Raw genomic sequence first — 20,570 nt, forward strand, 5'->3', positions numbered from 1 at the left:
TTTTCGAGGGGGCTGTCACTGTGTGGGAATTGGTCAAATCCGGCGGCTGGATGATGTTGCCGATCATTCTGAGTTCCATCGCCGCCATGGCGATCGTCGCCGAGCGTCTGTGGACGCTGCGCGCCAGTCGCGTCACCCCTGAGCATCTGCTGGGTCAGGTCTGGGTCTGGATCAAGGACAAGCAGCTCAACAAGGAAAAACTCAAGGAATTGCGCGCCAACTCGCCGCTGGGTGAAATCCTCGCCGCAGGCCTGGCCAACTCCAAGCATGGTCGCGAGATCATGAAAGAGTGCATCGAAGAGGCCGCCGCCCGGGTCATCCACGAGCTGGAGCGCTACGTCAACGCGCTGGGCACCATCGCCGCCATGTCGCCGCTGCTCGGTCTGCTGGGTACGGTGCTGGGCATGATCGACATCTTCAGTGCCTTCACCGGTTCTGGCATGACCACCAACGCTTCGGTATTGGCCGGTGGTATCTCCAAGGCGCTGATCACCACGGCAGCGGGCCTGATGGTCGGTATTCCGTCGGTGTTCTTCCACCGTTTCCTGCAACGCCGCATCGATGAGCTGGTGGTGGGCATGGAGCAGGAAGCGATCAAACTGGTGGAAGTGGTGCAGGGCGACCGTGACGTCGATCTGGCCGGGGGCAAAGCGTGAAATTCCGTCGCAAACCCCGGGAAACGATCGACATCAACCTCGCGTCGCTGATCGACGTGGTGTTCATTCTGTTGCTGTTTTTCGTCGTGACCACCACCTTCACCCGCGAAACCCAGTTGCGTGTCGACCTGCCGGAAGCGGTCAGCGGCTCGCCGGCCGAGGATCAGCAGGTCAAGCAACTGGACGTGGCCATCAGCGCTGAAGGCGTGTTTTCGGTGAACAACAAGATTCTGCCGAAGAACGACCTGGCAACCCTGATGGAAGCCATGCAGAAAGAAGCCAACGGTGACACCAACATGCCGTTGTCGATCAGTGCCGATGGCAAGACTCAGCATCAATCCGTGATCACCGCCATGGACGCGGCCGGCAAGCTCGGTTTCAGCCATTTGCGCATGACCACGGTCGAGGCGGCGCCCAAATCCTGATGGCCATGTCCGATCGTCTGCTCGCCGCGTGGTATCAGGGGCATCCGGCCCTGACGCTGTTGCGGCCGCTGGAGTGGCTGTACCGCCGCGTCGTGGCCGGCAAGCGTCAGCGTTTTCTCGATGGTGAAGGCGAGATCTATCAGTCGCCGGTGCCGGTGATCGTGGTCGGCAACATCACGGTTGGTGGCACCGGCAAGACGCCGATGATTCTGTGGCTGATCGAACACTGCCGGCGCAGCGGGCTGCGGGTCGGTGTGGTCAGTCGCGGTTACGGCGCCAAGCCGCCGCAGTTGCCGTGGCGGGTCGAAGCCGATCAAGGCGCCGAAATCGCTGGTGACGAGCCATTGCTGATCGTGCAGCGCACCGGTGTGCCGCTGATGATCGACCCGAATCGCAGCGCCGCCGTCAAAGCCTTGCTGGCCAGCGAGCCGCTGGACCTGATCCTGTCCGATGACGGCATGCAGCATTATCGTCTGGCGCGGGACCTTGAGCTGGTGCTGATTGACGCTGCCCGAGGGCTGGGCAACAAACGCTGCCTGCCCGCCGGCCCGTTGCGTGAACCGATCGAGCGCCTGCAAAGCGTCGATGGCGTGCTGTTCAACGGCGCGGCGTCGGACCGCGAGGACGGTTTCGCTTTCCGTCTGCAACCCACCGCACTGGTCAATCTACTCAGCGGCGAACGCCGGCCCCTCGATCACTTTTCGCCCGGTCAGGCACTGCACGCAGTCGCCGGGATCGGCAATCCGCAACGTTTCTTCAATACCCTCGAAGCGCTAGACTGGCGGCCAGTGCCCCACGCGTTTGCCGACCACGCCGAATACAGCGTGCAGGCCTTGAGTTTCACGCCGTCATTGCCAGTGGTGATGACTGAAAAGGACGCGGTGAAGTGCCGTGCCTTCGCTGCCGCCGACTGGTGGTACCTGGCGGTCGATGCCGTGCCGTCGCCGGCCTTCGTGGCCTGGTTCGACACGCAACTGATGCGCCTGTTGCCGGATCGGCTTTTGCCTTAAACCGTTTTTATCCAGGGAATGTTCATGGACACCAAATTGCTCGACATCCTCGCCTGCCCGATCTGCAAAGGCCCGCTCAAGCTCAGCGCCGACAAGACCGAACTGATCAGCAAGGGCGCCGGCCTGGCGTACCCGATCCGTGATGGCATCCCGGTCATGCTGGAAAGCGAAGCCCGCACCCTGACCACCGACGAGCGTCTGGATAAATGACCACAGCCTTCACCGTTGTCATCCCGTCGCGCTACGCCTCGACCCGTCTGCCGGGCAAACCGCTGCTGGATATCGCCGGCAAGCCGATGATCCAGCACGTCTGGGAACAGGCGAGTAAAAGCAGCGCCAGTCGCGTGGTCGTGGCCACCGACGATGCGCGCATCGTCGAGGCCTGCAAGGCTTTCGGCGCCGAAGTGGTGCTGACCCGTGAAGATCACAACTCCGGCACCGACCGCCTGGCCGAAGTGGCTGCGAAACTGGGCCTTGAGCCGGATGCCATCGTGGTCAACGTGCAGGGTGACGAACCGCTGATCCCGCCAAGCGTGATCGACCAGGTTGCCGCCAACCTTGCGGCTCACACCGAAGCGCGCATGGCCACCCTGGCCGAGCCGATCGAGGACGTGGAAACCCTGTTCAATCCGAACGTGGTCAAGGTCGTCAGCGACCTCAACGGTCTGGCGCTGACGTTCAGTCGTGCGACGTTGCCGTGGGCCCGCGATGCGTTCGCCAAGAACCGCGACGTGCTGCCGGAAGGCGTGCCGTATCGCCGCCACATCGGCATCTATGCCTACCGTGCAGGCTTCCTCCAGGACTTCGTGAGCTGGGGCCCGTGCTGGCTGGAAAACACCGAATCCCTCGAACAGTTGCGTGCCCTGTGGCACGGCGTGCGGATTCACGTGGCTGACGCATTGATCGCGCCGCCAACCGGAGTCGACACCGCCGAAGACCTCGAGCGCGTCCGTCGCCTGCTGGAGGCCTGATGCGCGTTCTGTTCGTGTGCCTGGGCAACATCTGCCGCTCGCCCACCGCCGAAGGCGTGATGCGCGCCAAACTGCGTGAGGCCGGATTGGCGGCTCAGGTCGAAGTGGCCTCCGCCGGCACCGGCGACTGGCACGTCGGCAATCCACCGGACAAGCGCAGTCAGGCAGCGGCCAAACTGCGTGGTTACGACTTGTCGGCGCAACGCGCTCAGCAGGTCAGCCGCGCCGATTTCGCCAGCTACGACCTGATCCTCGCCATGGACAACAGCAACCTGCGCAACCTCAAGGCCTTGCAACCGTCTACCGGCAAGGCTGAGCTGGACTTGTTCCTGCGCCGTTATGAAGGCGAAGTCGATGAAGTGCCGGATCCGTATTACGACGGCGATCAGGGTTTCGAGCAGGTATTGGATTTGATCGAGCGCGCCTGCGACCGGTTGCTGATCGAAGTGAAGGGCCGGTTATGAGTTTGCAGGTACACCCTCAGGTTTCGATGAAACCGTTCAACACGTTTGGTGTGGACGTTCGTGCGCAATTGTTCGCCGAGGCCCACAGTGACGCCGATGTGCGCGAAGCCCTGGCTTATGCGACCGCCCACGATGTGCCGTTGCTGGTCATCGGTGGCGGCAGCAATCTGCTGCTGACGGCGGACATTCCGGCACTGGTGCTGCGCATGGCCAGCCGTGGCATTCGCGTCATCAGTGATGACGGCAACCGCGTGGTGATTGAGGCCGAGGCTGGCGAGCCGTGGCATCCATTTGTCCAGCACACGCTGGCGCAGGGTTTTTCGGGGCTGGAAAACCTCAGCCTGATCCCCGGCACCGTCGGCGCTGCGCCGATGCAGAACATTGGTGCCTACGGTGTCGAGATCAAGGACGTGTTCGCCGGCCTGACAGCGCTGGATCGCCAGACCGGCGAGTTGCGCGACTTCTGTCTGGAAGAGTGCAACTTCGCCTACCGCGACAGCGTGTTCAAGCAGCAACCGGGTCGTTGGTTGATCCTGCGGGTGCGCTTCGCATTGGATCGAGTCGCGCATCTGCACCTGGAATACGGCCCGGTGCGTCAGCGCCTGACCGAGCAGGGCATCGAGCAGCCGACGCCGACGGATGTCAGCCGCGCCATTTGCAGCATCCGCAGCGAGAAACTGCCGGACCCGGCGGTGCTCGGCAATGCCGGCAGCTTCTTCAAGAACCCGTTGGTGTCAGCGGCGGTGGTCGCGCAGATCAAGGGGCAGCACCCGGATCTGGTGGCCTACGCGCAACCGGACGGGCAGATGAAGCTGGCGGCGGGCTGGTTGATCGAGCGAGCGGGCTGGAAAGGTTTCCGTGAAGCCGATGCCGGCGTGCATAAATTGCAGGCGCTGGTGCTGGTCAACTACGGCGCGGCGACCGGGCTGCAACTGCTCGATCTGGCGCAACGTATCCAGAAAGACATTGCAGAACGTTTCAATGTCGAGCTGGAAATGGAGCCCAACCGTTATTGAGGCTACGCTTTCAAGGCTGAATCCAAAGCCCTGCACTATTTAAAAAGTGCAGGGCTTTTTTGTTAATCCCGGGTTAACTTAGCGAGCTAACGATACAACCCTTTGCTCCACCAAAGGCCCGGTGCAGACGTTCCTGTCGGCACAAGAGAGCCTCATTAGCCTGAGTCGATCTGCGTGAACCCACCGCTGATTTTCCGGCGGCAGATTGCTCGACCCCATAACCTCCACGAATATGCGGGCGTGCCCATGATTACCCTGAAACTCAATGGTCAAGATCATCCACTCGATGTCACCGAGGACATGCCCCTGCTGTGGGCGATCCGTGACGTCGCCGGTTACAACGGCACCAAGTTCGGCTGCGGCATGGGCCTGTGTGGCGCCTGCACCATTCATATCGACGGCTCGCCGGCGCGCAGTTGCATCACGCCGATCGGCTCGGTGGCCGGGCAGAATGTGACCACCATCGACAACCTGCACGCCGATCCGATTGGCCAGATCGTCCAGCAGGCCTGGCTGGACACCGCCGTGGCCCAGTGCGGTTTCTGTCAGGGTGGGCAGATCATGTCTGCCACCGCGTTGCTCAAGACCAACCCGAACCCGAGCGACGAGCAGATCGAAGAGGCGATGGTCGGCAACATTTGCCGCTGCGGCACCTACAACCGGATCAAGACCGCCATTCGTCAGGCTTCCACTCACTTGAAGGAGGCCAAGGCATGAGCCGTTTACCGAACGATTTCGCCCTGAGCAACCTGAGTCGTCGGGGCTTCCTCAAGGGTGTGGGCGCTACCGGTGCGCTGGTGCTGGCCGCGAGTTGGGGCTGGCAGGATGCGCTGGCCGAAGACAAACCGAAGAAATTCGGTGCCGATGGCATGCCCAACGGCTGGATCGACGATCCGAAGGTTTACGTCAGCATTGCCGCCGACGGTACGGTGACCGTGGTCTGCAACCGCTCGGAAATGGGCCAGGGCGTGCGCACGAGCCTGACTATGGTGGTCGCCGATGAACTTGAGGCCGACTGGGCCCACGTCAAGGTTCAACAGGCGCCGGGCGACGAAGTGCGTTTCGGCAACCAGGACACCGACGGCTCGCGCAGCATGCGCCATTGGTACGAACCGATGCGTCGTTGCGGCGCCGCTGCCCGGACCATGCTTGAGCAGGCTGCGGCCGCGCAGTGGAAGGTGCCGGTCAGCGAGTGCCGCGCGCAACTGCACAAAGTCATTCACACGCCGTCCGGGCGCGAGTTGGGCTACGGCGAGCTGGCTGCAGCGGCCAGTGCGTTGCCGGTTCCGGGGCGTGACAGCCTGCGGCTCAAGCAGCCGTCGGAATTCCGCTACATCGGCAAGGAAGGCACCAAGGCCATCGATGGCGATGACATCGTCAACGGTCGCGCCGTGTACGGAGCCGATGTGCATTTCGACGGCATGCTGTACGCCGTGATCGCCCGCCCTGCGGTGTACGGCGGCAAGGTCAAGTCGGTGGATGACAGCGCCGCGCTGAAAGTACCGGGTGTGCTGAAAGTCATTCAGATCGAACCGCGCCCGCTGCCGTCGGAATTCCAGCCATTGGGCGGCGTGGCCGTCGTGGCCAGCAACACCTGGGCGGCGCTCAAGGGCCGCGAGGCGCTGAAGATCGAATGGGACGACGGCCCGAACGCCAGTTACGACTCGGTTGCCTATCGCAAGGAGATCGAAGCCGCTTCGCTGAAGCCGGGCAAGGTAGTGCGCAACACCGGTGACATCGAAAAGGCCATCGGCAGCGCTGCCAGCACTCTGGAAGCTTCTTACTACTTGCCACATCTGGCACAGGCGCCGATGGAGCCGATGGTGGCCATCGCTCGCTATAAAGAGGGCGTGTGTGAGGCCTGGGCGCCGAGTCAGGCGCCGCAGGTCACCCGTGAGCGAATCGCCGAACGCCTCGGTCTGCCGTTCGATAACGTGACCTTCAACGTGACACTGCTCGGCGGTGGTTTTGGCCGCAAGTCCAAACCGGACTTCGTTGTCGAAGCCGCGATCCTCGCCAAGGAATTCCCCGGCAAGGCTGTGCGCGTGCAGTGGACCCGGGAAGATGACATCCACAACTCGTATTTCCACACCGTTTCGGCCGAGTACCTGAAGGCCGGTGTGGGCAAGGACGGCTTGCCGTCCGCCTGGCTGCACCGCACGGTGGCGCCGAGCATCACGGCGCTGTTCGCACCGGGCATGAATCACGAAGCCGCGTTCGAGCTGGGCATGGGTTTCACCAACATGGCTTATGCGATTCCCAACGTACGTCTGGAAAACCCTGAAGCCACGGTTCATACGCGTGTGGGTTGGTATCGCTCGGTGTCGAACATTCCCCATGGCTTCGCGATCCAGAGCTTCGTCGACGAACTGGCGCACAAGGCCAAGGAAGATCCGCTCAAGTACCAGATCAAATTGCTCGGCCCGGATCGGCAGATCGACCCGCGCACGCTCAGTGAAGAATGGAACTACGGCGAATCCCCCGAGCGTTATCCGATCGACACCGGGCGTATGCGCACCGTGCTGGAAACCGCGGCCAAGGCCGCCGGTTGGGGGCGGAAATTGCCCAAGGGCCGTGGTCTCGGATTAGCCGTGCATTACAGCTTCGTGACTTATGTGGCAGCGGTGATCGAAGTCGAGGTCAAGGACGACGGCACGCTGATCGTGCACAAGGCTGATATCGCGGTGGATTGCGGGCCGCAGATCAACCCCGAGCGAATCCGATCGCAGTTCGAAGGCGCCTGTGTGATGGGCCTGGGCAATGCCGTGTGGGGTGAAATCAGCTTCAAGGACGGCAAGGTGCAGCAAGACAACTTCCATATGTATGAAGTGGCGCGCATGTCGCTGGCACCGAAGGAAGTCGCGGTGCATCTGGTGACGCCGCCGGGCGAAGTGCCGCTGGGCGGTGTCGGTGAGCCGGGCGTGCCGCCGATTGCGCCGGCGCTGTGCAATGCGATCTTCGCCGCGACCGGCCAGCGCATCCGTAACCTGCCGGTGCGTTACCAGTTGCAGGGCTGGCAAAAGGCGCAAGCGTGATGGACAGCGCCGATCTCAATGTCCTGCGCAGCGTGCTCGAATGGCGCCGCGCCGGGCAGCGGGTGGTGTTGTTTTCGGTGGTGCAGACCTGGGGCACTGCGCCCCGGGCGCCCGGCGCGATGCTGGCATTGCGCGAGGATGGCGTGGTCATCGGTTCGGTGTCTGGCGGTTGTGTCGAGGACGATCTGATTGCCCGGTTGCATGACGGGCGGATTCCCGCCGACGGGCCGCCGGTGCAGTTGATCACCTATGGCGTGACGCGGGAGGAGGCGGCGCGGTTCGGCCTGCCTTGTGGCGGCACCTTGCGTCTGACCGAAGAGCGAGTCGGCGATCCGGCATGGGTCGCCGAGTTGTTGGCTCGTTGTGAGGCTCACGAAATCGTTGCTCGCGAGCTGAATCTTGAAAGCGGTGAAGTGATTCTTTCGCCGGCGAGCAAAGCGGATGCATTGGCTTTCGACGGCAAGACCTTGCGCGCCATCTACGGCCCGCGTTGGCGTCTGCTGCTGATCGGTGCCGGACAGTTGTCGCGTTATGTGGCAGAAATGGCGCGGCTGCTGGATTTCGAAGTGCTGATCTGCGATCCCCGCACCGAATTCGTTTATGACTGGGAAGAGCAGCATGGCCGCTTTGTCCCGGGCATGCCGGATGAGGCGGTGCTGAATATTCAGACCGACGAACGCACTGCCATCGTTGCCCTGACCCACGATCCGCGCCTGGACGACATGGCGCTGCTGACGGCGCTCGATTCCAAGGCGTTTTACGTTGGTGCCCTGGGCTCGCGCGTCAACAGCCTCAAGCGCCGGGAATATCTGGCTGAGCTAGGCTTGTCGCCAGCGGCCATTGCAAGATTGCACGGGCCGATCGGTCTGCCGATCGGCAGTCATTCCCCGGCGGAAATCGCGTTGTCGTTGCTGGCGGAAATCGTCGCGATCAAGAATGGTGTCGAGTTGACGCAGAAGAGGGCAGAGCACGCATGAGTCGATCCATCGGAGTGATTGTGCTGGCGGCGGGCGAGGGCAGCCGTTTCCGCGAGGTGGCGGGTGCCGACAAAGACAAGCTTCTGGCCGATTGCACGGGGCGCGACGGGGCTGTGCGTTCGGTGATCGAGCAGACGCTGGTGAACCTGCCGGCGAGTCTCGACAAGCGAGTGCTGGTGACGACCGAAGCGCGGCCGCAGGCGATGCGCATGGCGCAGGCTTACGGGTGTGATGTTGTCTCGATCGAGTCCACGGGGATGGGTGACAGCATTGCGGCGGGTGTCGCGGCTTGCCCGGATCTGGATGGCTGGCTGATTGTACTGGGCGATATGCCGTTCATCCTGCCGTCGAGCATTGAACGGGTGGTGGCGGCGATTGCCGACGATGCGGTCAGTGTGCCGGTGCTCAACGGTGAATACGGGCATCCGGTTGGATTTGGTCGAACATTTGGGTCCGGGTTGATGGCGTTGTCCGGTGATCGTGGGGCCAGGCCTTTGTTCAAGCAAGGGCGGGTGGTTGAGGTAGTCGTGGATGATCCTGGCGTCCTTTGGGATATCGATGTGCCCCAGGCGTTGGTTTTTCCGCCTGACTGATCTAAAACGCAAGGCATAAAAAAGCCCCGCCTGGATGACCAGGCGGGGCTTTTCATTGGCGGTCGGAATCAGACGAGAGGTTTAGGCTCGTGTTCTTTTTCCTGGGCCTGTTCGTGATGCTCGACCGCGTCCTGAACGGAACGTGGTGCTTCGGCAATCACGGCTTCAACGGCAACTTCTTCAGCGACCGGGGCAGGGGCTGCCTCGACCACTTCGGCAGCTGGAGTAGCAGCGGCGGCAGCGGCAGCCAGTTCGGCTTCCTTCTGCAGACGCTCTTCTTCGCGCTTGCGGCGACGCACTTCACGTGGGTCGTTCGGCGCGCGGCCACTTGGCGTCAGGGCGCTGACCGGAGCCGCTTCAACCACAGGGGCTGGTGCTTCGGCTACAACTGGCGCTTCTACGACCGGAGCTTCAACGACCGGTGCCGGTTCAGCAACAACCACTGGCTCGGCAGCCTTGGCTTCTTCAACAACAGGCGCTTCAACCACTGGCGCTGGTGTTTCAGCGACAACCGGCTCGGCCACCCAGTTGAAAGCGGTCTGTTCTTCGCGAACTTCACGCACGGTTTCGGTCACGGTTTCAGCGACGGTTTCGACAACCGATGCTTCAACAACGACCTGTGCTTCGAAGGCCACGGCAGGTTCGGCAGCGACTTCAACCTGTGGCTGAGCTTCGCGAACCGGAGCCACTTCGACTTCCGGAGCAGCAGCCACTTCTACTGGAGTGGTTGCTTCAACAACCGGCGCTTCTACTGGAGCGGTTTCCAGCGTTGCAGCGGTGGCGCGTTCAGCTTGCTCGTGGGCCTGAGCTTCGGCCGGAGCGCTGATCACGGTGCTGGCAACAGCGGCAGTCACAGCCAGGCCAGCAGCCAGGTCGGCAGTGCTTGGTGCTTCGGCGTTTTCGCCGGTTTCGGATTCTTCCGAACCTTCGATCACGTTACCGTTGGCATCACGCTGACGCTCACGACGGTTGCTGCGACGACGCTGACCACGGGAGCGGCGGCGTGGACGATCGCCTTCGGCGTTCTCCGAACCGTCTTCCGGCAGTTGCTCTTCGTTGGTGGTGATTTCTTCTTCAGCTACGGCAGCAGTGGCTTGTTCGGCACGCGGTTGACGCTCTTCACGCGGTGGACGTGGTGCACGCTCTTCACGCGGCTGACGAGCTGGACGCTCTTCAGTGGCGGCTACAGCAACAGCGGCAGCAGCTGCGGCTGGTGCGGCATCCAGAGGTTCACGCAGTTCACGTACGCGCTCTTCGCGCTCGCCACGCGGCTTGCGATCTTCGCGCGGAGCACGTGGTGCACGTTCTTCACGAGGGGCGCGTGGTGCGCGTTCTTCACGGGCTACCGGTGCTTCGTCACGGGACTCGCGTGGCTCGCGGACTTCGCGGGCTTCACGAGGCTGACGCTCTTCACGCGGCTCGCGCGGTGCGCGCTCTTCACGTGGGGCACGTTCTTCGCGCGGCTTGCGTTCTTCATCGCGGCGACCGTTACGGTTGCGGCTCTGCTGACGACCGTTGCGACGCTCTTCATTGCGGGCCGGACGCTCGGCGGCAGGTTTTTCAACCACGACCGGAGCAACTGGCTCTTCTTTGGTAGCGAACAGGCTGACCAGCGACTTCACCAGGCCTTTGAACAGGCTTGGCTCTGGTGCGGCAACCGGAGCAGGGGCTGGAGCCGGAGCGGCGACTTCGGTCGGAACCGGAGCGTTGGCGCGGGCAGGAGCGGTCTTGACCGCAGCTTCCTGGCGAACCAGGGTGCGGGTCGCGGCGGCTGGCTGAACGTCTTCGACGTCGGCAGCAGCGGCAGCGATTTCGTAGCTGGACTGGTTGGTCGCGGCTTCCGGGCTGTCGTCACGCAGACGCTGAACTTCGAAATGCGGGGTTTCGAGGTGATCGTTCGGCAGGATGACGATGCGAGCGCGGGTGCGCAGTTCGATCTTGGTGATCGAGTTGCGTTTTTCGTTGAGCAGGAACGCAGCCACCGGGATCGGCACTTGAGCGCGAACTTCGGCGGTGCGGTCTTTCAGGGCTTCTTCTTCAATCAGGCGCAGGATTGCCAGGGACAGCGATTCGACGTCACGGATGATGCCGGTGCCGCTGCAACGCGGGCAGACGATGCCGCTGCTTTCGCCGAGCGAAGGACGCAGGCGCTGACGGGACATTTCCAGCAGGCCGAAGCGCGAGATGCGGCCGATCTGCACACGGGCGCGGTCGGCTTCCAGGCATTCGCGGACTTTCTCTTCCACGGCGCGCTGGTTCTTGGCAGGGGTCATGTCGATGAAGTCGATGACGATCAGGCCGCCGATGTCGCGCAGGCGCAACTGACGGGCGATTTCTTCAGCCGCTTCAAGGTTGGTCTGCAGGGCGGTTTCTTCGATGTCGCTGCCTTTGGTGGCGCGCGCCGAGTTGATGTCGATGGACACCAGGGCTTCGGTCGGATCGATGACGATGGAGCCGCCGGAAGGCAGTTCGACGACGCGCTGGAAAGCGGTTTCGATCTGGCTTTCGATCTGGAAACGGTTGAACAGCGGAACGCTGTCTTCGTACAGCTTGATCTTGCTGGCGTACTGCGGCATCACCTGGCGGATGAAGGTCAGGGCTTCGTCCTGGGCTTCAACGCTGTCGATCAGCACTTCGCCGATGTCCTGGCGCAGGTAATCGCGGATGGCGCGGATGATGACGTTGCTTTCCTGGTAGATCAGGAACGGCGCGGAACGATCCAGCGACGCTTCCTTGATAGCGGTCCAGAGTTGCAGCAGGTAATCGAGGTCCCACTGCATTTCTTCGCTGCTGCGGCCAAGGCCGGCAGTGCGCACGATCAGACCCATGTCGGCTGGAGCAACCAGGCCGTTCAGCGCTTCACGCAGTTCGTTGCGCTCTTCGCCTTCGATGCGACGGGAGATGCCGCCGGCACGCGGGTTGTTCGGCATCAGAACGAGGTAACGACCGGCCAGGCTGATGAAGGTGGTCAGGGCTGCGCCCTTGTTGCCGCGTTCTTCTTTTTCGACCTGAACGATGACTTCCTGGCCTTCGCTCAGGACGTCTTTGATGTTGACGCGGCCTTCGGGGGCTTTCTTGAAGTATTCGCGGGAGATTTCTTTGAGGGGCAGAAAGCCGTGGCGCTCGGAGCCGAAATCGACAAAGGCAGCCTCAAGGCTTGGTTCGATGCGAGTGATACGGCCTTTATAGATGTTGGCCTTTTTCTGCTCGCGTGCACCGGATTCGATGTCCAGGTCGTAGAGGCGCTGGCCATCTACCAGTGCAACACGCAACTCTTCGGGTTGAGTTGCGTTAATCAGCATTCTTTTCATGTAGTACCGTCGGTTTCCGGGCTGCCGGAAACGGCGTTCGGCACACACGACTTCTCACGGTCGGTGTCAGGTGCGTCGGGAGTGGTTGGCCATTCCCGTGTCCAGCGATGTCCGGCCAATTGGGCCGTTATCGCGACGTACGCGTCCTGCTTGCTGTGGCTACTTAAGCACTCAGTCAGGAGGAGGAATCAACCGCGGCTGTGGACGAGATGAAGCGTCTTGATAAAGCCTGTTGCTACACAGTCCAGCGGTTGTGCATCTCCACCCTACACGTATCCCTGATAATTCGGGTGCTGCCGCGCGCAGAATCCGCAGCGGGTTGGCATTTACCGTGAGCTCCGAAAGGGGAGGTCACGCATCATGGCTAATTCAGGCGGTGTTTCCGGCGCTTTCGCTCGGGGTCATCCGCGGCTGACTGCACTTTGTGAACTGGCCGTGAATATGGCTCGCGTGGCGAGTCAAAACTCTGCTTTGCGGCGTGATTCAGGCCTCATGTCACCTGCGCTTGTTACAGCTGCAAACTCCACCGTTACGTAGCGAAAGCCCCGTAGGACGGCCTCGCGTCCTGGTGAATTGCGTTGGTCAGGGCCGGTTTTTGACCGTGGTTCCGCTGTCCAGGCCGCTTTTGGCGGCGTTCGCGACTATAGCAGCAATGATTAAGTGCTTCAATTCCATAAAAATTGTTATCATCCGCGCCATGACGACTACTGCCCCTTCGACTCCAGGCGTTCAATTGCTTGAGGTCTCGCCGGAATATGCCGGCCAACGAATCGACAATTTCCTCCTCGCCCGGCTCAAAGGCGTGCCCAAGACCTTGATTTACCGCATTTTGCGCAAAGGCGAAGTGCGTGTTAACAAAGGTCGGATCAAGCCCGAATACAAGCTGCAGGCCGGTGATATCGTGCGCGTGCCGCCGGTTCGCGTGCCTGAGCGTGACGAACCGGTGCCTTTGGCCCAAGGTCTGTTGCAGCGCCTGGAAGCCTCGATTGTCTACGAAGACAAAGCCCTGATCGTGATCAACAAGCCCGCCGGCATTGCGGTTCACGGTGGCAGCGGCTTGAATTACGGCGTTATCGAAGCCTTTCGTCAGTTGCGCCCCGATGCCAAGGAGCTCGAGCTGGTTCACCGTCTCGATCGTGATACCTCCGGCCTGCTGATGATCGCCAAGAAGCGCAGCATGTTGCGTCACTTGCATGCCGCGTTGCGCGGTGACGGTGTCGACAAGCGCTACATGGCACTGGTTCGCGGCAATTGGGCGACCTCGATCAAGCAAGTCCGTGCGGCGCTCGGCAAGAGCAATTTGCGCTCCGGTGAGCGCATGGTCGAGGTCGACGAGGAGGAGGGCAAGGAGTCTGTGACCGTGTTCAAGGTTCTGCGTCGCTTTGGCGATTTTGCCACTCTGATCGAAGCCAAGCCGATCACTGGTCGTACGCACCAGATCCGCGTCCACACATTGCACGCCGGGCACTGCATTGCGGGTGACACCAAATACGGCGATGACAGTTTCAGCAAGGAAATCCGTGATCTGGGCGGCAAGCGCCTGTTCCTGCACGCCTACATGCTGACCGTGCCGCTGCCCGATGGCGGTGAGCTCAAGTTGCAGGCACCGGTCGATGAAGTGTGGGCCAAGACTGTGGAGCGATTGAGTGCGCCCATCTGATTACAAACTACTGATTTTTGATTGGGACGGCACGCTGGCCGATTCCATTCATCGGATTGTCGAGGCAATGCACTCGGCATCCGGGCGTTCAGGTTTCGAGTTGCGTGATGATTTTGCCGTCAAAGGCATCATCGGTCTGGGCTTGCCCGAGGCGATCCGCACCTTGTATCCGGACATCAGCGATGCCGAAATGACCTTGTTTCGCGAGTATTACGCGGATCACTACATCGCCGCGGAGGCCGTGCCTTCGCCGTTGTTCGAGGGCGTAGTCGAGTCGATGGCGTCCTTTCGCGAGCAGGGCTATCACCTGGCAGTCGCGACCGGCAAGAATCGTCGCGGGCTGGATCGGGTGCTCAAGGCCAATGGCTGGGAAGATTATTTCGATATCACCCGTGCCGCCGATGAAACGGCGAGCAAGCCGCATCCGCTGATGCTGGAGCAGATCCTTGCGCATTGCGGTGTGCGTGCCGAGCAAGCGCTGATGGTCGGTGATTCGTCCTTCGATCTGTTGATGGCGCGCAATGCGGGGATGGATTCGGTGGCGGTCAGTTATGGCGCGCAATCGATCGAATCGCTGCAGCAGTTCGAGCCGCGTCTGTCGATTGACCGATTTTGTGAATTGCATGCCTGGCTCGCGCAGCAGGCTTAATACGTTTTTGCTGGGGTGGATGGCATGACCGACGAATGGAAAGCACCGGCCAAGGCAACTGCCGACGACGGTGATGCGAAAAGCTGGAAGCTGCTGGAAAAGACTCTGCTGGCCGGTGTGCAAGAGCAGCGTCGTTCCAGGCGTTGGGGGATCTTCTTCAAGCTGCTGACGTTTGTTTATCTATTTGTTGCGCTGATCCTGTTCACGCCGTTGATGGACATGGAAAAAAGCGCCACTCGTGGCCCGAACTACACCGCGCTGATCGACGTCACCGGCATGATTGCCGACAAAGAGCCGGCCAGTGCCGATAATATCGTCGGCAGTCTGCGGGCGGCGTTCGAGGACAAGAAGGTCAAGGGCGTGATCCTGCGCATCAACAGCCCTGGCGGCAGTCCGGTGCAGTCGGGTTATGTGTATGACGAGATAAAGCGCCTGCGTGGTCTGCATCCGGATACCAAGTTGTATGCGGTGATTTCCGATCTTGGTGCCTCCGGGGCCTATTACATCGCCAGCGCTGCGGATCAGATCTACGCCGACAAGGCGAGTCTGGTGGGCTCTATCGGTGTGACTGCGGCCGGTTATGGCTTTGTCGGCACCATGGAGAAGCTGGGCGTCGAGCGTCGCACCTACACCTCTGGCGAGCACAAGTCGTTCCTCGACCCGTTCCAGCCGCAGAAGCCGGAAGAGACGGCGTTCTGGCAAAGTGTGCTGGATACCACGCACAAGCAGTTCATCAACAGCGTGAAGCAGGGGCGTGGTGATCGCCTGAAAGACAAGGAGCATCCGGAGCTGTTCTCCGGGCTGGTCTGGTCTGGCGAGCAGGCGTTGCCGCTGGGGTTGATCGATGGTCTGGGCAATGCCAGTTCGGTGGCGCGTGACGTGATTGGCGAAAAGGAGCTGGTGGATTTCACCGTTCAGGAATCGCCGTTCGATCGCTTCTCGAAAAAACTGGGCGCCAGTGTGGCCGAGCAGTTGGCAATGTGGATGGGTTTCCACGGGCCATCGTTGCGTTGATCGCTTGATGCATAAAAAAACCGGCCTTCGTGGCCGGTTTTTTATGGGTCAGGGAATTTGTACGCCTTCCGCCAGCAGCATGTCGATCAGGCGAATCAGCGGCAGGCCGATCAGGCTGGTGGCGTCGGGGCCTTCGGTGGACTGGAACAGGCTCACGCCCAGTCCTTCGGCCTTGAAGCTGCCGGCACAGTCGTAGGGCTGCTCAGCGTGCAGGTAGCGCTCGACGCGGGCCTGATCCAGTACGCGCATGTGCACGGTGAAAGGCACGCAGTCGACCTGGCAGTGGCCTGTCTGGCTGTTGAGCAGGGCCAGGCCGGTGAGGAAGGTCACGCTGGCGCCGCTGGCGGCCATCAGTTGTTCGCGGGCGTTTTCAAAGGTGTGTGGTTTGCCGATGATGCGTTCGCCGAGTACGGCAGCCTGGTCGGAGCCGATGATCAAATGGGCAGGGTGGCTGTCGGCCAGTGCCCGGGCTTTCTGTTCGGCGAGGCGTTTGACCAGGTCGATTGCCGACTCGTCCGGGCGATGGCTTTCGTCGATATCCGGTGAGCTGCAGACGAACGGTAAGCGCAGGCGATTGAGCAATTCCCGACGATAGGTCGAGCTTGAAGCGAGTAATAAAGGCAGCATTCGCATCTCCAGAGGCAGGTGGCAGATTCTAGCGGAGCCGCGTAAGTGACGGACAGGGCGCAATTTCCTTTGACATGGGCGGGTGCATCCCTATAATGCTGCGCCTATGTTGAATGACCCGATTCCACCTCACGTTGACCCGCGCAAATTGGCTGACCGTGGCACCACCCTTCAAGGTGAACTGCTGCTGGCCGATTTGAAGAGACTTTGCGACCCGCTTTCCGACGATGTCGGTACGGTGCAGGCTAAATTCGTTTTTGAACGAGATGAACGTAAATCTGTGGTGATCCACAGCTTTATCGACACCGAAGTCAAAATGGTTTGCCAGCGTTGTCTTGAGCTGGTCACCCTGCCGATCCACAGCGAATGCAGTTACGCTGTAGTGAAGGAGGGTGCGAATACCCAGTCGTTACCGAAAGGTTATGACGTGCTGGAACTGGGCGAAGATCCATTGGATCTGCAGTCACTGATCGAGGAGGAGCTTCTGCTCGCCTTGCCCATTGTGCCTGCTCATCATCCGGAAGAATGCCAGCAGCCGGCGGGAGCAGATGAGCCCGAACCGAGCGAGGACGAGGTAACGCGGTCCAACCCGTTCAGTGTATTGGCGCAGTTAAAGCGTGACCCAAACGTTTAGGAGTTAATCAATTATGGCTGTTCAGCAGAACAAAAAATCCCGCTCTGCCCGTGACATGCGCCGTTCGCACGACGCTCTCGAGGCTAGCACCCTGTCTGTAGAAAAAACCACTGGTGAAGTTCACCTGCGTCACCACGTATCGCCAGAAGGCGTATACCGTGGCCGTAAAGTGATCGACAAGGGCGCTGACGAGTAATCACTTGTCCGCTCAAGTCATCGCGATTGACGCAATGGGCGGGGACTTCGGTCCCCGCAGCATTGTTCAGGCCAGCCTTGCTTGCCTTTCTGCTACACCCTCGCTGCACCTGACCCTCGTCGGTCAACCCTCCCTTCTTGAAGAATTGATCACCGGCCAATCGGCTGCCGATCGCGCGCGCCTGACGATTGTTCCGGCGTCCGAAGTCATCACCATGGACGAAAAACCTGCCCAGGCTCTGCGTGGCAAGCCGGACTCGTCGATGCGTGTCGCCCTCGAATTGCTGCGTGATGGCAAGGTTCAGGCCTGTGTCAGTGCCGGCAATACCGGTGCGCTGATGGCGCTGTCGCGATTTGTGCTCAAGACACTGCCGGGGATTGATCGTCCGGCCATGGTCGCGGCGATCCCTACGCAGAAGGGCTATTGCCAGTTGCTCGATCTGGGCGCCAACGTCGATTGCAGCGCCGAGCATCTGTTGCAGTTCGCTGTGATGGGGTCTGTGGCCGCACAAACGCTGGGCATTGCCCGCCCGCGTGTCGCGTTGCTGAACATTGGCACCGAGGACATCAAGGGCAATCAGCAGGTCAAGCTGGCTGCGACGTTGTTGCAGGCGGCCCGGGGCATTAACTACATCGGTTTCATCGAAGGCGACGGCTTGTATCGCGGCGAGGCGGATGTGGTGGTTTGCGACGGTTTTGTCGGCAACATTCTGCTCAAGTCCAGCGAAGGCCTGGCGACGATGATCGCTGCGCGCATCGAGGCCTTGTTCAAGAAAAACCTCGCCTCCCGCGCTGTCGGCGCTCTGGCGCTGCCCCTGATGAAGCGTCTGCAGGCTGATCTGGCGCCTGCGCGGCATAACGGTGCAAGCTTCCTTGGCCTGCAGGGGATTGTGGTGAAAAGTCACGGTTCCGCCGGGGTTCAGGGGTTTCAGAGCGCCATTCAGCGGGCGTTGATCGAGATTCAGGAGAATCTTCCCGAGCGCCTGCACGGCCGTCTGGAGGATTTGTTGTCTTAGGCGTTTTCGTCGGACAATGCTTAAATGTGACCGCCCGGTTCAAAGGGCCATCCAACTGTCAGTTTCTTGCGTCCCTCTAGCGGGATGCCATTTTTCCGACGACAAGATCATTAGGGGCTTGTTACATGTCTGCTTCCCTCGCATTCGTCTTTCCAGGACAGGGTTCGCAGTCCCTCGGCATGCTGGCCGAGCTGGGCGCGCAACATCCGCTGATCCTCGAAACTTTCAAAGAAGCATCCGATGCTCTGGGCTACGACCTGTGGGCGCTGACCCAGCAGGGTCCGGAAGAGCTGCTCAATCAAACCGACAAAACCCAACCGGCCATTCTGACCGCTTCGATCGCCCTGTGGCGTCTGTGGCTGGCGGAAGGCGGTGCGCGCCCGGCGTTCGTTGCCGGTCACAGCCTGGGTGAGTACAGCGCGCTGGTCGCTGCGGGCAGCCTGAGCCTGGCGGACGCGGTGAAGCTCGTCGAGCGCCGTGGCCAACTGATGCAGGAAGCCGTTCCGGCCGGGCAGGGCGGCATGGCTGCCATCCTCGGTCTGGAAGACGCCGACGTGCTGGCAGCCTGTGCCGAAGCGGCGCAAGGCGACGTGGTCAGCGCGGTGAACTTCAACTCCCCGGGCCAGGTGGTGATCGCCGGTGCCAAGGCTGCCGTCGAGCGCGCCATCGAAGGCTGCAAGGCCCGTGGCGCCAAGCGTGCCATGCCGCTGCCGGTCAGCGTGCCATCGCACTGCGAACTGATGCGTCCGGCTGCCGAGCGCTTTGCCGAATCCATCGCTGCCATCGACTGGCAGGCGCCGCAGATCCCTGTGGTGCAGAACGTCAGCGCTCAGGTGCCGGCGGATCTGGAAACCCTCAAGCGTGATCTGCTGGAACAACTCTACAAGCCGGTTCGCTGGGTCGAGTCCGTACAGACTCTGGCAGCGAAAGGCGCGACCAATCTGGTCGAGTGCGGCCCTGGCAAAGTGCTTGCCGGTCTGAACAAACGTTGCGCCGAAGGCGTTTCGACTTCCAACCTCAATACCCCAGACGCTTTCGCTGCCGCTCGTGCAGCGATTGTCTGAATCAGGAGAAACTTGCATGAGTCTGCAAGGTAAAGTTGCACTGGTCACCGGCGCAAGCCGTGGTATCGGCCAGGCTATCGCACTGGAACTGGGTCGTCAGGGCGCCATCGTTGTTGGCACCGCGACTTCCGCTTCCGGCGCCGAGCGCATTGCTGCGACCCTGAAGGAAAACGGCATTCAGGGCGCAGGTTTCGAACTGAACGTCACCAGCGACGAATCGGTCACCAAGGTGCTTGCAAGCATCCAGGAGCAGTTCGGTGCTCCGGTCGCGATCCTGGTCAACAATGCCGGCATCACCCGCGATAACCTGATGATGCGCATGAAAGACGACGAGTGGTACGACGTGATCGATACCAACCTGAACAGTCTGTATCGCCTGTCCAAGGGCGTTCTGCGCGGCATGACCAAGGCGCGTTGGGGTCGAATTATCAGTATTGGCTCGGTGGTGGGTGCCATGGGCAACGCAGGCCAAGTAAACTATGCAGCCGCCAAGGCCGGTCTGGAAGGTTTCAGCCGTGCCATGGCGCGTGAAGTCGGTTCGCGTTCGATTACGGTCAACTCGGTGACCCCAGGGTTCATCGACACCGATATGACCCGCGAGCTGCCTGAAGCACAGCGTGAAGCCTTGCAGACGCAGATTCCGCTGGGCCGTCTGGGACAAGCTCAAGAGATCGCGTCCGTGGTCGCTTTTCTTGCATCCGACGGTGCGGCATACGTGACCGGGGCTACAATCCCGGTTAACGGCGGGATGTACATGTAATTCAAATGTGACGGATTGCTTCAAAAAAATGTCATACGAGCTGTCTAAAATCCGTTATAAAGCTGCAATCTATTTATAGGCAGAGGGCCGCAGGGTTTGAGGAGTGAAGCTTTCAGTTGAAAAGCTGAAAAGTCTTTCTATACACTTACCCACTGGCCAGCTGCCTGAATTTGTCCATTAGGAGTGAAAACAAGGTATGAGCACCATCGAAGAGCGCGTCAAGAAAATCGTTGCCGAGCAACTGGGTGTTAAAGAAGAAGAAGTGGTAAACACCGCTTCCTTCGTAGAAGACCTGGGTGCCGACTCCCTTGACACCGTTGAGCTGGTGATGGCTCTGGAAGAGGAATTCGAGACCGAAATCCCTGACGAAGAAGCTGAGAAGATCACTACTGTACAAGCTGCAATCGACTACGTTACTAGCCACCAGGCGTAATAGTTTGTAATCGTTGCTTGCTGTCATGGAAAAACCGCACTGCCATCATGGCGTGCGGTT

General features: G+C 60.9%; 22 protein-coding genes. 20 read left to right on the forward strand and 2 right to left on the reverse strand.

Annotated elements, in window-relative coordinates; all coding sequences use genetic code 11:
- Positions 1–20 precede the first annotated feature (20 nt).
- From AC07N4_RS25645 to AC07N4_RS25695, 11 genes are all read left to right on the forward strand, one after another.
- On the forward strand, positions 21–656 hold the full coding sequence (locus tag AC07N4_RS25645; protein WP_162803506.1) for a MotA/TolQ/ExbB proton channel family protein: 636 nt from the start codon (positions 21–23) through the stop codon (positions 654–656).
- On the forward strand, positions 653–1,081 hold the full coding sequence (locus AC07N4_RS25650; RefSeq protein WP_007950767.1) for an ExbD/TolR family protein: 429 nt from the start codon (positions 653–655) through the stop codon (positions 1,079–1,081). Before AC07N4_RS25645 ends, AC07N4_RS25650 begins: the two co-directional genes overlap by 4 nt.
- Complete coding sequence (lpxK, locus tag AC07N4_RS25655; protein ID WP_493066346.1) at positions 1,081–2,091, forward strand: tetraacyldisaccharide 4'-kinase; 1,011 nt, start codon at positions 1,081–1,083, stop codon at positions 2,089–2,091. The genes AC07N4_RS25650 and lpxK overlap by 1 nt, the downstream gene beginning before the upstream one ends.
- 24 nt (positions 2,092–2,115) lie before the next feature.
- Entirely contained in the window at positions 2,116–2,301 is a 186-nt protein-coding gene (locus tag AC07N4_RS25660; protein ID WP_003174668.1) for a Trm112 family protein, read from the forward strand.
- Complete coding sequence (gene kdsB, locus AC07N4_RS25665) at positions 2,298–3,062, forward strand: 3-deoxy-manno-octulosonate cytidylyltransferase (RefSeq protein WP_096820946.1); 765 nt, start codon at positions 2,298–2,300, stop codon at positions 3,060–3,062. The genes AC07N4_RS25660 and kdsB overlap by 4 nt, the downstream gene beginning before the upstream one ends.
- Positions 3,062–3,526, forward strand: coding sequence for a low molecular weight protein-tyrosine-phosphatase (locus tag AC07N4_RS25670; RefSeq protein WP_102622528.1), 465 nt, complete (start codon positions 3,062–3,064; stop codon positions 3,524–3,526). Before kdsB ends, AC07N4_RS25670 begins: the two co-directional genes overlap by 1 nt.
- Positions 3,523–4,542, forward strand: a complete 1,020-nt coding sequence (gene murB / locus AC07N4_RS25675) for a UDP-N-acetylmuramate dehydrogenase (protein ID WP_102622529.1) — start codon at positions 3,523–3,525, stop codon at positions 4,540–4,542. Before AC07N4_RS25670 ends, murB begins: the two co-directional genes overlap by 4 nt.
- Before the next feature lie 246 nt (positions 4,543–4,788).
- Entirely contained in the window at positions 4,789–5,259 is a 471-nt protein-coding gene (locus AC07N4_RS25680) for a (2Fe-2S)-binding protein (RefSeq protein WP_096820949.1), read from the forward strand.
- Positions 5,256–7,577: a xanthine dehydrogenase family protein molybdopterin-binding subunit gene (locus AC07N4_RS25685; protein ID WP_273539116.1), complete on the forward strand. Its 2,322-nt coding sequence runs from the start codon at positions 5,256–5,258 to the stop codon at positions 7,575–7,577. The genes AC07N4_RS25680 and AC07N4_RS25685 overlap by 4 nt, the downstream gene beginning before the upstream one ends.
- The gene (locus AC07N4_RS25690; protein ID WP_102622531.1) at positions 7,577–8,554 is read left to right on the forward strand and encodes an XdhC family protein; all 978 of its coding nucleotides are present in this window, start codon (positions 7,577–7,579) and stop codon (positions 8,552–8,554) included. The genes AC07N4_RS25685 and AC07N4_RS25690 overlap by 1 nt, the downstream gene beginning before the upstream one ends.
- Complete coding sequence (locus AC07N4_RS25695) at positions 8,551–9,147, forward strand: nucleotidyltransferase family protein (protein WP_493066347.1); 597 nt, start codon at positions 8,551–8,553, stop codon at positions 9,145–9,147. The genes AC07N4_RS25690 and AC07N4_RS25695 overlap by 4 nt, the downstream gene beginning before the upstream one ends.
- Before the next feature lie 68 nt (positions 9,148–9,215).
- On the opposite strand, the gene rne is transcribed toward AC07N4_RS25695, so the two are convergent.
- Positions 9,216–12,458 (reverse strand): ribonuclease E, encoded by a 3,243-nt coding sequence (gene rne / locus AC07N4_RS25700; protein WP_493066348.1) that lies wholly within the window; start codon positions 12,456–12,458, stop codon positions 9,216–9,218.
- Between the two features lie 697 nt (positions 12,459–13,155).
- Between rne and rluC the strand changes: the two genes are divergently transcribed.
- The 3 genes from rluC to sppA are packed head-to-tail and all read left to right on the forward strand — an operon-like array spanning position 13,156 to position 15,781.
- Positions 13,156–14,118, forward strand: coding sequence for a 23S rRNA pseudouridine(955/2504/2580) synthase RluC (rluC, locus tag AC07N4_RS25705; protein ID WP_493066349.1), 963 nt, complete (start codon positions 13,156–13,158; stop codon positions 14,116–14,118).
- Positions 14,105–14,767, forward strand: a complete 663-nt coding sequence (locus AC07N4_RS25710; protein WP_096820954.1) for an HAD-IA family hydrolase — start codon at positions 14,105–14,107, stop codon at positions 14,765–14,767. Before rluC ends, AC07N4_RS25710 begins: the two co-directional genes overlap by 14 nt.
- A 24-nt stretch (positions 14,768–14,791) precedes the next feature.
- Complete coding sequence (sppA, locus tag AC07N4_RS25715; RefSeq protein WP_102622535.1) at positions 14,792–15,781, forward strand: signal peptide peptidase SppA; 990 nt, start codon at positions 14,792–14,794, stop codon at positions 15,779–15,781.
- Positions 15,782–15,829: 48 nt separating this feature from the next.
- On the opposite strand, the gene AC07N4_RS25720 is transcribed toward sppA, so the two are convergent.
- Complete coding sequence (locus tag AC07N4_RS25720) at positions 15,830–16,408, reverse strand: Maf family protein (protein ID WP_493066350.1); 579 nt, start codon at positions 16,406–16,408, stop codon at positions 15,830–15,832.
- 106 nt (positions 16,409–16,514) lie between these two features.
- Between AC07N4_RS25720 and AC07N4_RS25725 the strand changes: the two genes are divergently transcribed.
- The 6 genes from AC07N4_RS25725 to acpP all read left to right on the forward strand — a co-directional run bounded on the left by AC07N4_RS25725 (position 16,515) and on the right by acpP (position 20,510).
- On the forward strand, positions 16,515–17,042 hold the full coding sequence (locus tag AC07N4_RS25725; protein ID WP_003204262.1) for a YceD family protein: 528 nt from the start codon (positions 16,515–16,517) through the stop codon (positions 17,040–17,042).
- A 13-nt stretch (positions 17,043–17,055) separates the two neighbouring features.
- A complete protein-coding gene (gene rpmF / locus AC07N4_RS25730) occupies positions 17,056–17,238 on the forward strand; it encodes a 50S ribosomal protein L32 (RefSeq protein ID WP_003179396.1) in 183 nt (60 codons plus the stop codon).
- Positions 17,239–17,242: 4 nt separating this feature from the next.
- A complete protein-coding gene (plsX, locus tag AC07N4_RS25735) occupies positions 17,243–18,253 on the forward strand; it encodes a phosphate acyltransferase PlsX (RefSeq protein ID WP_074688106.1) in 1,011 nt (336 codons plus the stop codon).
- Between the two features lie 125 nt (positions 18,254–18,378).
- The gene (gene fabD / locus AC07N4_RS25740) at positions 18,379–19,317 is read left to right on the forward strand and encodes an ACP S-malonyltransferase (protein ID WP_096820958.1); all 939 of its coding nucleotides are present in this window, start codon (positions 18,379–18,381) and stop codon (positions 19,315–19,317) included.
- Positions 19,318–19,333: 16 nt separating this feature from the next.
- Positions 19,334–20,077 (forward strand): 3-oxoacyl-ACP reductase FabG, encoded by a 744-nt coding sequence (gene fabG / locus AC07N4_RS25745; RefSeq protein ID WP_007950790.1) that lies wholly within the window; start codon positions 19,334–19,336, stop codon positions 20,075–20,077.
- Positions 20,078–20,273: 196 nt separating this feature from the next.
- The gene (gene acpP, locus AC07N4_RS25750; protein ID WP_003175607.1) at positions 20,274–20,510 is read left to right on the forward strand and encodes an acyl carrier protein; all 237 of its coding nucleotides are present in this window, start codon (positions 20,274–20,276) and stop codon (positions 20,508–20,510) included.
- Positions 20,511–20,570 lie beyond the last annotated feature (60 nt).

It is taken from the genome of Pseudomonas sp. GW821-FHT09E04 (assembly GCF_059416185.1).